We start from the raw sequence: 9,882 nt of genomic DNA, 5'->3' as shown, positions 1-9,882 counted from the left end.
CAAGGTGACAGCTTTGTCTGCGTCGAAAAGTCTAAAAATGTGACTTACTATAAAAAAGAAATTTTCCATCCAGATGCTTGGAATCATGATTATTACGTCTGTGAAAGCACCACAGATCAGCAAGCACGCAACTGGGTTTATGATATTCCATCCCGTTAATTGCATCTATTCAGGCTATAAATTAAACAATTATTAGAAGCAATAACTTGCATTACATTTCTGTGGTTGATTTTTCGTCCATGTTTCCTAAAACTGTATGAAAATAAAGCCAATAGGGAATGTTATGACTTATGAAATAGATGCCTTTGGCACTCTAGTAATTGCTGTTTTTTTCTTTTTATTGGGCGGTATCTTGTTAGTAAAATTAGCTTCTTTAGGAACTATAACTTACCTGAACCTGTAATCGGTGGTTTAGTCGCAGCGATTACGGCCTTTATTCTCTATAAATTGTTTAATATCAGTGCCACATTTGACGCACAAATTCAAACTATCCTAATGCTGATGTTCTTTACTTCTGTTGGCTTAAGTGCAGACTTTTTGAAACTGAAAGAAGGTGGAAAATCGCTCCTGACCTTCTTGGTCTGTGTCATTTTATTTGTAGTCGTGCAAAATGCGGTTGGTATGAGTTTAGCTACAGCGCTTGGACTTGACCCATTGATCGGGTTGATTGTTGGTTCTGTCACATTAACGGGTGGCCATGGTACCGCCGGTGCCTGGGGCGAGGTTCTGGAAACTCAATATGCGATCCAGAGAGCAGTTGTCCTTGGTATGGCAAGTGCTACCTTTGGCTTGATTATTGGTGGACTTGTGGGCGGTCCAGTTGCCAAGTTCCTGATTAAACGCAACCAACTGGCTGAAACATTAGCGCAAGAGACCAATGAACAGCAGCTCGAATCGCACATTAACACCGCACCCTTTGAGTATCCAAAGAAAACCCGATTAATTACATCCAGTAATGCCGTGTCGACTTTGGGGATGTTTGCCCTGTGTGTTTTTGTCGCCAATCAGATGACAGACTTCAGTCAGGGAAGATGGTTTGAATTGCCCACTTTTGTATGGGCTTTAAGCACAGGTGTGATTGTGCGTAATGTCTTGGAGCATGTGCTAAAAGTCGATATCTTCGATCGTGCAATCGATGTATTTGGCAATGCGTCTTTATCTCTGTATTTATCTATGGCTTTACTATCACTGCAACTCTGGTTACTGGCCGATTTGGCAGGTTCGCTCATTACCATTTTGTTGGCGCAGACAGCGGTATTGATTTTATTTACCGCAATTGTGACCTTTAGAATTATGGGCAAAAATTACGATGCAGCAGTATTAGTAGCAGGGCATTGTGGTTTTGGTATGGGGGCAACACCGACAGCGATTGCCAATATTCAGGCGGTGACCAATAGCTATGGTCCATCACATAAAGCTTTTTTAATTGTACCGCTGTGTGGTGCATTTTTTATTGATATTGTGAATGCTGTGGTGATCCAAAGCATCATTGCATTTTTCGGCTAAATGTTAATACGTTTTTAAAATCATACATGCAATAAAAAGCCCCATGGTTAAGTGCTATCCCAAATAGCTGAATTATAATAATATTCTATGGGGTTTTTTAATAAGACTATATAAAACAATAAATTAAATAAAAATGAATAACATGATACACCCTAAAAACTTCTTCTTAAATCCATTCTAATTGAACATATTGGACGTTTTGGACGAAAAATAAGTTAAGATGAAAGACTATTTACGCCAAGATTACGCCAGAAATGAAACTACCAAAAGCAAGGAAACGTGGAGAGTCATACCGCATTGAACTGATGTTTAATGGTAAGCGCATTAGTGCTACGCGAGATACTGAAAAGGAATGTGAGCAATGGGCCATGCTCAAAATTCTAGAATTAAAAACTGAGCAAAATAAAAATCAGAGCGAAGTCAAACAACACTATCCATTTTCCGCATTAATGCATAAGTACTATGAGGAAATTGGAAGGCATAAGAAATCTAGCCGAACCATTAGAATCTCAATCAAGCAGTTTCTTGATACTTATCCCGTCATCTCGGAAATGTCAGTGCACGACATTACGCCACAAATTCTGACTGACTGGCGCAACTCAAGATTAAAAAGCGTGAGTGTTGGTACTGTGCTTCGTGATATATCTTTATTTTCTGCCATCTTTACCTATGCACAGAAAGAGCTTTTCCTTATTGAAAGTAATCCGTTCTCCATGGTTAGCAAACCATCTCAGCCAAAATCAAGAAATCGACGCATAAGCAATGCTGAAATTGATTTGGTGCTAGAGGCTCATAATTATGCGAGAGGGCAGATCCCAACCGAGATACAGCATTTTATTGCCTGGGCTTTTCTTTTCGCTATTGAAACAACTATGCGGCAAGGGGAGATACTATCCATTAAAAGGTCGAATATCCATAAAGACTATATCCACCTGCCTGACACAAAGAATGGCCATTCGCGTGATGTGCCGTTAATGGATAGTGCGAAAGAGTTATTAAAATTAATTCCAGACAATGGGTCTGACAAGCTAATTGAAATAAGCAGCAGCACTTTTCAAAATACGTTTAGCAAAAGGGTGAAAAAAGCAAATATTAAGGAGCTGCATTTCCATGATACCCGACATGAAGGGATTACCAGATTGGTTAAATTAAGAAAGGTGCCAATTGAGATTCTAATGAAAATTACCGGTCACAAGACTGCCGGTATTTTGATTAATACTTATTATAATCCCACAGCAAGCGAAATCAGTGAGATGCTGAACGGGTCTAATTGACCCGTTTTGATCCGCGTTTATTTCTTTGTGGCTTTGATAGGATCATCATGGCCACCTTGGTTTCATAAAGGTGCTTACCTTCAGTTCCTTGGTTATAGCCTTCAAGCTTTTTGATGATTGTGGTTTTGGTTAATCCATATTTCTCAACCAACCACGACACTGGAACTAAAGCGGGCAAATCCTCCATCTTAAGTTGAACAATTTTCCCACCAAAGATGCTCTGTCCAAGATAAAGCTGAGGCTCAACATCAGCTTCAACTGTAATGGTGTACTTAAGCGCTCCCATCATGACACCTCCATACAACTTTCTACATCTGCGATGGCTTGTTTAATTCGAATCCAATATGGTTCTGAATAACAACCTGAAATCATGTGTTCATATTCAGCAATTTCTACAGACTCAAAATCCTTTTCAATTAACTCATGACTTTCAACAAGGCGACGCAAACCAACAGCATCAATTAAAGTTGGCTTGTCCCATGTATCTCCAGGCATGTATATCTTGAACTCACTCGCATCATCCATGCAATGAAGAACTTTTTTGGCTTCTTTTATCCCAAACTTCTTCACAAACTCGTTCGCTTTCAAGACACTTCTCCCAAACTCTTCACCACGCCATACTGATCAAACTTCGCGATATATGACGAAAGCATGTGGTAATACAGGTCAGCATTGCTATTAATCTCAAGAATCACGCCAGTACCATTGTTCACGCGCTGCCTTAAAGTTGCCTCCAGCTTGCGAACAAAGTCACTGTGCAAGTGATGTGACTCACTCGCAATGCTGTATAAAGATCCGGTCTGGCCTGCATCCAAAGCCAAATTGAAAGGCTTCTCTTTATACAGTTGATCAATGATGTGGTTGGCCACAGCAATGTTTGTTTGTTGAATTTCAGTCATTGGCTGGCTCCTGTGGTTCGATTGCTGGATCATTGCCCAACACAGACCAATGTGTGATTAATTCCTGGTTGAGTGCGTCACCATCTTCTATAGATGAGAAGCCCCAAGGTGACTTCCATTTTGCGACCAATTGTTGGTTCATAATAAAGATCTGGTACGGGCCATCAATGCGAGGCGATTCAACTGTGTAATCTTTCCACTCCGGCACCGCTTGGGCTTTGGCTGGAACAACAAGAAAACCAGCTTCATTAATTGCCTTCAAAACTGCTTCTGCTTGCTCATCACCCCATTCATGGGAGTTGCGCAAAATTGCGGTTTTTACGACTTCTTTAATATCCATCACGCCACCTTCACATCTAAATAATCAGGGTTATCCAGGTGTTCTTCATATTCATCGAATAGCACCTGACATGCCGCATTACCTGTTAAATCTTTCTTTAAGAGCACGTAACTCAGTGTCTTGCGTGTGCCTTTGCCGCTAAATGTCGAGCTGCCATCCGCAAGTTCATTTTTGGCATAACCCAATTTTTCTAGCCAAAGCTTAAAGCCAACTTCATGCTTCTTTTTAATTCTGAAGATCATTTGTACCCCCAGGTGTTCGCAAAATTTCGAAGGCAATCATCAATACCGAATAGGTTGATGTTGCGGTAAGTTCTAACCCGACCTTTGTGCTGCACAAGCAGCACGCGGGTCATAGAAGAGTAGGAATAACTCATGGCGTTAGCGCCGCTTCTTGTGCTTCATACGCTGAATTAATCTGACTGATCTGCTCCTCAGTCATCTGAGCCGTGAAGGGCTCAAAGCGTGAAGCCATAATTGCGTTAAGTGATTCCAGATCGGTCGTGTTGCTGATCTCGTTAATTACTGACTGAATTGATTCATCGGGAAAAGCCTGGGCAGCTTTTAGCTCTTTACGCTTGGCTTTAAACACTTCGCCGATTTCAGACTTAGCTGGCTCACCTAAATTCAACTCAGCAATGTCAGCACCGATCTGATCGAGTTCCTTAAGAGAAGTGGCGTTATCAATACGTTGGTAGTACGGGGTTAGGTCAATTTCTGTAGCCACCGACTCGACAGCATCTTTCTTTTTGGCCATGCGCGCTTTCAGCGATGACGATCCGCTATTTGCCTTCGTTGTACTGGTTTCTGGTGCAGTGGGAGTAATATCAATTTCCTTATCTTTTTCCTCCTCAGCAATTGCCATACCCTTGAGCACATCTGGAAAAACATCACGTAGGGCATAAGAGCGAGCACGTAGCTTTAACATGCGTTTTGGATACTGCGTCCAAGGCCCCTGTTTACCTGATAGACCTGCCTTTTTCGCATCCTCCATTGTGAATACTGAAGCAACTGGTTCTTCATTTTTCCGCTTCACAGTTACAGTGGCTTTTTGACCATCTTCGGAAATTTCCTCGCGGATGAAATCGAGCAGACCGGATCCACGAACAAGGGCAAGCATTGCATCACCCCAGATAGAAGGGCGACCATTAATCACGGCAATGTTTTGCATAGCTTGTAATGGCTGCAAGCCAATTTCAGCACCCCATTGCATAGCAACAAGAATGTTCCCAGGCTTGCGCTGGTAGTCCTTCGGCACAATGTCAGACTCGGCAAGGATGCCGGCAATCTGCATTGCTTCTTGCAGGTTGTTCGGAGTTAAGAAATTAACGGCAGCGTTTTGGCCTGTTTTAACAATTGAGTTCATATTCTTCTACCTTAAATCTTAATTAATGCGCAGCACGCGAGTGCTTGAAGTCTTCACAAATTGTTCGTAAATATCCGGGTGAGCGGCTTTCAGTGCTTTGCTATCTAGGGTGTTGCGTTCTTGGTATTTGAATGTTGCTAGACGCTTTTCCTCAGCAATAATCATCTCCGCATCTTCCATGCGGGTGCAGATTTGTAGCTTGAGGGTATCTAACTCACCACTGGCTTCTTTGATCGTGGCGTTTAGGTCCTTATATTCAGCGACCAGCTGAGCAAGGTCGTCATCTGCCTGTAGTGCCTGATCAGGATTATGAGTAGACCAGCGATGCAGAACATCATCAAACGTGGTTGGAGCTGGTGGGACGTCAGCCTGAACATGCTCATTCCAGAACTTTGAGCATTCATCTGTAAGCATTTCAAACAGCTCAGGATCGAATGCGACTTGATAGCTACGGAACTTCTGACCACCGATCAGCACACCCAAGCCACACATCGAAGCGCCTGTAATACCCATATACCACTGCACTTGCGTCAGGTAGTAATCTGGCACCTGTTCAGACTGCTCATCACCCCACAATTTAGCCAGGTACTGGTTAGCAGTCTTGCATTCCAGAATACGGTCAGTAGTCAGCTTTCCATCTTTGATACGGACATTACCTGCAATTTCTGGATTGATAATGGCACGGTCAATATTGGCACGCATCCAGTCATGTTCAGGGTGGGCGATTGTTGCATTAACACGCTGCACCTTAACGCCATTACGTTTGGCATACTCTTTGGCTACGATGTCCTCCAGCATGTTGCCCCAGTACGCAGGCTCACTGGTACTGTCTTCCAGTTCAGAGCGACCTGTCTTATCCAGCCACAATTGATAGGGAGAGCTGTATTTGCTCAAGCCTAAGATTGCCGCTACATCAGAACCACCAATACCAAGACGGCGTGATTGCAACCATTCTTGACGAGCATCTTCGATGCTTTGTAAATTTACTTGAGTATTCACTTCACACCCCCAACTGCCTTAACAATTGATTCCGCTTGATAAGCAGATTGTTTTTCGGCTGCATGAAGAATCATTACTGAAAGGCCAAAAAATACTGAAAATAGAACCATCCACGCAGCTAAGTTTTTAGTGATTTCCTTTGCTACAGATTGTTTGGGTTCTGGATGTTGATACAATCGCTCAGATGTTTGGCGCGACTGGCCGAACTCCGGCAGGTTGCTTTGAATAGGATTTTTGTTCATAATTGATCTCGCAGTTATCTGTAAAAGCGCTTCGGGTCTCAAACTTCGGCGCTTTTTTGTTGTCTACGAGAACTAAAGTAAGTTAACTTACCTAATAAGTCAATACAAATGGTAATAAAAATTACTTTTGTGTTTTAATAGACAAAAGAAAACCCATCACAGGGATGGGTTGGATGGAGTCATTAGAATGATTGGTATTACAAAAGAAGGTCAGTTAATAGAGGTAATGGATTCATCTCCACTAACCGGGGTGAAACTTATCGGTGTTTTAATTACTAATCCTAATGATTTAAGCGAAAACCATTTAAATATCGCTAATCACTTTTACCACAAAGATTCCCAACAACTTCATAAGTTAGTCCTAGAGGCTTTACGTATAAATCTGAATCACCACCATTTGTCGAGTGAGCAACCTTAACAACTTCATATAAAACCCCTTCGTCATTTTCATCTATTTCAATCCATTCACCTACGCGAGGATGGGTTTTGAATTGTCTAGCATAGAGTGATTTTGGTTTAGTTTCAGATATATCAATAACAATTAATTCAAGCATAAGTTCTCCACCCGATCCAAGAGCCGCTCGGGTTGCAGCATTTGATTAACTTTTATTAATGTTTTATAATCCATACATGGACCGGGGATTCCCAGTCGGCGAAAGGCTCTAGCGTTATGTTAGGGCCTTTTGTTTATTTATTATTTGGGAAATACTTTTAACCCATAACCGCGATATCCAGTTCCAACTCCCTTACGGCCATTCGCGCTATAAAATTTATACTTCAATACATCAAATGCTCTATTAACCTGTTCTGGCTTTAGGACATGATTACCTATAGGTCGTGCAACCAAATCAGCAATTTGCAGTCCCGATGAATTTACTTTTTTTGAAGCCATTTTGATTTCAAATGGTAGGCAAATTTTTTCGTAATTATTTCCATCACAAACCCTCCTAAATTCAAGTTCTAAATCCCTATCTTCCTGTAATCCGCGTTGTTCAAATACGATGAACGTTTTCTTATCCTGCTGATTTTTCTCTACTAAGAACTTATAAATGCGCTCTAAGCCGAACTCTAAAGCAATAAAATATGGGTTTTTAGGAGTCGCATATCTTTGAATTAAAATATCTTTTCTAACAACACATGAGATTAAAATAAAATCTGTTTCTTGCATTAATTCGGTGAGGTCACTTAAGAGCGCTTCTTTTTGGTCTTTGGATGAATAATTCTTAAAATCTCCCGTACCTTTAAGAATATCTCTTTCATGCATCACAATAATGTCGTGACCAAAATGCTTAAATTTAAGCTGCTCCAATTTCTTGATTACAGTTTCTGTGTAATATCTTTTATGAAAAATACAAAAGGCCAGAACAAATACAGGGTACTTTGCATTGTACCCATTTACGGTATGGTCCCCACTTTCATCAACATAAACAATATAATCGCTAAATTCCATACCACATCCCAATACCGACTAAGCCGCACATAGCGGCCAATCCCAACTACATAAAAAGCTGAATACGCTTAAACTTTTTATTTGCTTCAATTTCTGTTTTATAAAACTTGTCTTTATCAGTCGAATCCATAAATTTAGCAAAAGTATTGGATTCGAGTAGCCGGTATAGAAATCTTTCACCCGTCTGAAGTACTACAGTCAACAGGTGGTGCTGATAAAGCACATGACTGATCTTGTGGGAATTGATTTCAATTTTTTGCATATCACACTTCCCATAATTAAAATTGTGTTCAACCCAAGCCGCCTATAGCGTCTTTTAGTCACCGGTGAATTATTTTTCAAACATCCCGATATAATCCAACGACCTTACCAACAAGCTTGCAACCCAGGATCAATGGCATAGTCTTTTCCGGCCAATCAGGATTTAAAGGTTGTAAATACATATTGCCACTTTCAACAATCAACTTTTTGAAAGTTGCTTCTGCATCACCTTCGCAAGACATAATCACCAGATCGCCAGTTTTCAATTCATCTGGCTGAAAATCAGGATTTACATAAATCTTATCGCCTGGGCGAAAGTCTGGGAGCATTGATTCGCCCACGACTTCCAACCCATAGCCATTCTTTCCACACTTTGGATTTGGCGGAAGCCATTCATCAAATTGTGTACCTGCAGGAACGGATTCGACAGAAGTCCAGCTGCCTGCTTGAACCCATGAAATAACAGGGACAAGGCGACCAGCAAGTGGGAGGGGAATGCTAATATTATTGTCAAAGGAAGAGCCCCCTTTACCATTTAAAAGGTAATCAGAAGTAACCCCTAAAACTCTGGCTAAAGCCATTAAACTATCGTGCTTTGGAAGGTTTTCATCTTTCTCCCAATAGATTACGGATGTTTTAGAAACACCAATTGCATCAGCTACTTGTTGTTGAGTTATTTTTTTATTTTTTCTCAAGGCTTTAAGCCGAGTACCTAAAGTTTCCATAAATTCAAGCCGATCCTGTTTGTAAGAAATCTTACCATTTGACTAGGTAAGTTTTATGCTGTTTAATAAGGTAAGAAAAGTTACCATTGAGGCATTATCTATGACCAAATCAGAAGCTTTAAAACTCTTGAAATGTAATGTCACTGAGTTGGCAGACAAACTAGGCATTAGTTCGCAAGCAATCAGCCAATGGCCTGAGCAAAAAATTCCATTAGCGCGTGAATATCAAGTGCGTGATTTAGCAAATGGATTAAAACCTCTAGATTCCACTGTCTCAAACGTAGCTTAAGCCATAGCTAACTTACAAAAACGTTCAAAGGAATCTTAAATGAACATAACTGATGCGGCATACAACACTGTTCATGATTATCCAGGTGGCGCAAGTGCAATAGCTCCACGTCTAGGAATTAAAAGCCCAGCTGTGCTTAACAGCAAAGTTAATCCAAATACCGATACACACCATCTCACATTAGCGGAAGCCTCCAAGATCATGGCTATCACTGGTGACTTTCGTATTTTGCAAAGCCTGAATGCGGAACATGGCAAGGTATCCATTGATCTACCAGTAATACCTGAATGTCGGGATATAGCATTAACGGATCTTGTCTTAAGCATTGGGATGGGGGGAGGTGATGTTTGCGCAGTCTTCAAGGAAATGATGGCAGATGGACGTATAACACAAGGGGAAGCAATGGATATGTCAAAAGTAATTCATCAGCTTCATATGCTTTTAGCTGAACTGGATACACAAGTTCATACCTGTGTAGAAAAAGAAAAAGCCTGATTTCGTGGATCAGGCTTTATCAATTCAAAACTTTAGA

Annotated in this window: 15 protein-coding genes and 1 pseudogene; 4 read left to right on the top strand and 12 right to left on the bottom strand. The window is 41.0% G+C overall.

The window, feature by feature from the left end:
- Positions 1 to 283: 283 nt before the first annotated feature.
- A pseudogene (gltS, locus tag MWG72_RS10820) lies at positions 284 to 1,506 on the top strand (sodium/glutamate symporter).
- Between the two features lie 254 nt (positions 1,507 to 1,760).
- Positions 1,761 to 2,780: a tyrosine-type recombinase/integrase gene (locus MWG72_RS10815; protein WP_195725912.1), complete on the top strand. Its 1,020-nt coding sequence runs from the start codon at positions 1,761 to 1,763 to the stop codon at positions 2,778 to 2,780.
- Here MWG72_RS10815 and MWG72_RS10810 read toward each other — a convergent pair.
- From MWG72_RS10810 to MWG72_RS10755, 12 genes are all read right to left on the bottom strand, one after another.
- Entirely contained in the window at positions 2,773 to 3,069 is a 297-nt protein-coding gene (locus tag MWG72_RS10810) for a hypothetical protein (protein WP_228129707.1), read from the bottom strand. The genes MWG72_RS10815 and MWG72_RS10810 overlap by 8 nt on opposite strands.
- Complete coding sequence (locus MWG72_RS10805; protein WP_247144040.1) at positions 3,066 to 3,368, bottom strand: hypothetical protein; 303 nt, start codon at positions 3,366 to 3,368, stop codon at positions 3,066 to 3,068. Before MWG72_RS10805 ends, MWG72_RS10810 begins: the two co-directional genes overlap by 4 nt.
- A complete protein-coding gene (locus MWG72_RS10800; RefSeq protein ID WP_247144039.1) occupies positions 3,365 to 3,679 on the bottom strand; it encodes a hypothetical protein in 315 nt (104 codons plus the stop codon). The genes MWG72_RS10805 and MWG72_RS10800 overlap by 4 nt, the downstream gene beginning before the upstream one ends.
- On the bottom strand, positions 3,672 to 4,019 hold the full coding sequence (locus MWG72_RS10795) for a hypothetical protein (RefSeq protein ID WP_247144038.1): 348 nt from the start codon (positions 4,017 to 4,019) through the stop codon (positions 3,672 to 3,674). Before MWG72_RS10795 ends, MWG72_RS10800 begins: the two co-directional genes overlap by 8 nt.
- Positions 4,019 to 4,261 (bottom strand): hypothetical protein, encoded by a 243-nt coding sequence (locus MWG72_RS10790; RefSeq protein WP_159515990.1) that lies wholly within the window; start codon positions 4,259 to 4,261, stop codon positions 4,019 to 4,021. Before MWG72_RS10790 ends, MWG72_RS10795 begins: the two co-directional genes overlap by 1 nt.
- Positions 4,262 to 4,391: 130 nt before the next feature.
- Positions 4,392 to 5,384: a recombinase RecT gene (locus tag MWG72_RS10785; protein ID WP_247144037.1), complete on the bottom strand. Its 993-nt coding sequence runs from the start codon at positions 5,382 to 5,384 to the stop codon at positions 4,392 to 4,394.
- An 18-nt stretch (positions 5,385 to 5,402) separates the two neighbouring features.
- Positions 5,403 to 6,383, bottom strand: a complete 981-nt coding sequence (locus tag MWG72_RS10780; RefSeq protein WP_247144036.1) for a YqaJ viral recombinase family nuclease — start codon at positions 6,381 to 6,383, stop codon at positions 5,403 to 5,405.
- Complete coding sequence (locus MWG72_RS10775; protein WP_247144035.1) at positions 6,380 to 6,625, bottom strand: hypothetical protein; 246 nt, start codon at positions 6,623 to 6,625, stop codon at positions 6,380 to 6,382. The genes MWG72_RS10780 and MWG72_RS10775 overlap by 4 nt, the downstream gene beginning before the upstream one ends.
- 314 nt (positions 6,626 to 6,939) lie before the next feature.
- Positions 6,940 to 7,179: a hypothetical protein gene (locus MWG72_RS10770; RefSeq protein ID WP_034171176.1), complete on the bottom strand. Its 240-nt coding sequence runs from the start codon at positions 7,177 to 7,179 to the stop codon at positions 6,940 to 6,942.
- A gap of 140 nt (positions 7,180 to 7,319) precedes the next feature.
- Complete coding sequence (locus MWG72_RS10765) at positions 7,320 to 8,075, bottom strand: DUF3800 domain-containing protein (protein WP_247144034.1); 756 nt, start codon at positions 8,073 to 8,075, stop codon at positions 7,320 to 7,322.
- 46 nt (positions 8,076 to 8,121) lie between these two features.
- Positions 8,122 to 8,337: a KTSC domain-containing protein gene (locus MWG72_RS10760; RefSeq protein WP_247144033.1), complete on the bottom strand. Its 216-nt coding sequence runs from the start codon at positions 8,335 to 8,337 to the stop codon at positions 8,122 to 8,124.
- 76 nt (positions 8,338 to 8,413) lie between these two features.
- Positions 8,414 to 9,061 (bottom strand): LexA family protein, encoded by a 648-nt coding sequence (locus MWG72_RS10755; protein WP_064101978.1) that lies wholly within the window; start codon positions 9,059 to 9,061, stop codon positions 8,414 to 8,416.
- A 100-nt stretch (positions 9,062 to 9,161) separates the two neighbouring features.
- On the opposite strand from MWG72_RS10755, the gene MWG72_RS10750 reads away from it, so the two are divergent.
- Both MWG72_RS10750 and MWG72_RS10745 read left to right on the top strand, forming a co-directional pair.
- Positions 9,162 to 9,350 (top strand): Cro/CI family transcriptional regulator, encoded by a 189-nt coding sequence (locus tag MWG72_RS10750; RefSeq protein WP_064102162.1) that lies wholly within the window; start codon positions 9,162 to 9,164, stop codon positions 9,348 to 9,350.
- A 39-nt stretch (positions 9,351 to 9,389) separates the two neighbouring features.
- Entirely contained in the window at positions 9,390 to 9,845 is a 456-nt protein-coding gene (locus tag MWG72_RS10745) for a phage regulatory CII family protein (RefSeq protein WP_064101979.1), read from the top strand.
- Positions 9,846 to 9,882 lie beyond the last annotated feature (37 nt).

Origin of the sequence: Acinetobacter lwoffii (genome assembly GCF_022967985.1) — a bacterium.
GTDB lineage: Bacteria > Pseudomonadota > Gammaproteobacteria > Pseudomonadales > Moraxellaceae > Acinetobacter.
The sequence above is the reverse complement of the archived record's forward strand: the minus strand, read 5'-3'. Positions and strand labels throughout refer to the sequence as shown.

What these genes read in the sequence shown, in the direction of transcription:
- MWG72_RS10815 (WP_195725912.1), top strand. Translation starts at nt 1,761, where the DNA reads ATGAAACTACCAAAAGCAAGGAAACGTGGAGAGTCATACCGCATTGAA.
- MWG72_RS10810 (WP_228129707.1), bottom strand. Translation starts at nt 3,069, where the DNA reads ATGATGGGAGCGCTTAAGTACACCATTACAGTTGAAGCTGATGTTGAG.
- MWG72_RS10800 (WP_247144039.1), bottom strand. Translation starts at nt 3,679, where the DNA reads ATGACTGAAATTCAACAAACAAACATTGCTGTGGCCAACCACATCATT.
- MWG72_RS10795 (WP_247144038.1), bottom strand. Translation starts at nt 4,019, where the DNA reads ATGGATATTAAAGAAGTCGTAAAAACCGCAATTTTGCGCAACTCCCAT.
- MWG72_RS10790 (WP_159515990.1), bottom strand. Translation starts at nt 4,261, where the DNA reads ATGATCTTCAGAATTAAAAAGAAGCATGAAGTTGGCTTTAAGCTTTGG.
- MWG72_RS10785 (WP_247144037.1), bottom strand. Translation starts at nt 5,384, where the DNA reads ATGAACTCAATTGTTAAAACAGGCCAAAACGCTGCCGTTAATTTCTTA.
- MWG72_RS10775 (WP_247144035.1), bottom strand. Translation starts at nt 6,625, where the DNA reads ATGAACAAAAATCCTATTCAAAGCAACCTGCCGGAGTTCGGCCAGTCG.
- MWG72_RS10770 (WP_034171176.1), bottom strand. Translation starts at nt 7,179, where the DNA reads ATGCTTGAATTAATTGTTATTGATATATCTGAAACTAAACCAAAATCA.
- MWG72_RS10765 (WP_247144034.1), bottom strand. Translation starts at nt 8,075, where the DNA reads ATGGAATTTAGCGATTATATTGTTTATGTTGATGAAAGTGGGGACCAT.
- MWG72_RS10760 (WP_247144033.1), bottom strand. Translation starts at nt 8,337, where the DNA reads ATGCAAAAAATTGAAATCAATTCCCACAAGATCAGTCATGTGCTTTAT.
- MWG72_RS10755 (WP_064101978.1), bottom strand. Translation starts at nt 9,061, where the DNA reads ATGGAAACTTTAGGTACTCGGCTTAAAGCCTTGAGAAAAAATAAAAAA.
- MWG72_RS10750 (WP_064102162.1), top strand. Translation starts at nt 9,162, where the DNA reads ATGACCAAATCAGAAGCTTTAAAACTCTTGAAATGTAATGTCACTGAG.
- MWG72_RS10745 (WP_064101979.1), top strand. Translation starts at nt 9,390, where the DNA reads ATGAACATAACTGATGCGGCATACAACACTGTTCATGATTATCCAGGT.